Origin of the sequence: Kitasatospora putterlickiae (genome assembly GCF_039527695.1) — a bacterium.
Classification (GTDB): Bacteria; Actinomycetota; Actinomycetes; order Streptomycetales; family Streptomycetaceae; genus Kitasatospora; species Kitasatospora putterlickiae.
Genome location: NZ_BAAAKJ010000131.1, coordinates 91139 through 91679 on the forward strand (window position 1 = coordinate 91139; position 541 = coordinate 91679).

Below are 541 nucleotides of genomic sequence, written 5' to 3' on the forward strand. Positions count from 1 at the left end.
CCGGGGTGCGGCTGTCGATGACGGGCCCGGCGGCCAGGTCCAGCGTCCGGCAGGCCTCGGCGTAGCCCAGGCGGACCTGGTGGGCGGTCCAGGTGTCGGTGCGGGCCGCCAGCGCCACCCGCCGATGGCCGAGGGCGGCGAGGTGGCGCAGGGCGAGCAGGACGCCGTGCCGGTGGTCGGAGCCGACCGCGTCGAGGGCGGCGGCGGGACTGCCGGGGGCCGGGAGGCGTTCCAGCAGGACGGCGGGGACGGGGAGTTCGGCCACCCAGGCGTGCTCGTCGGGACGGTCGGCGCCGGTCCAGTTCGGGGCGAGCAGCAGGCCCTGGACACCGGAGGCGAGGAGCTGGTCGACCTGGACGCGGTCGGCGCTGGCCTCGTAGGAGGAGATGCCGAGCACCAGGTGGACGCCGGCCTCCGCCGCGGCGGTGCGCGCGCCGGTGATCACCTCGTCGAAGTACTGCACCACGGCGGGGACCAGCAGGCCCAGGGTGGTGACCTCGGCGGGGCGGCCCGGCGCGGGGGCGGCCGCGGGCGCGGGCGC

General features: G+C 78.7%; 1 protein-coding gene. It reads right to left on the reverse strand.

Features of this window, described 5'->3' with window-relative positions:
- Positions 1-541: LacI family DNA-binding transcriptional regulator (locus ABD308_RS13930; protein ID WP_486327022.1), on the reverse strand; the 541-nt coding region annotated here is incomplete at both ends.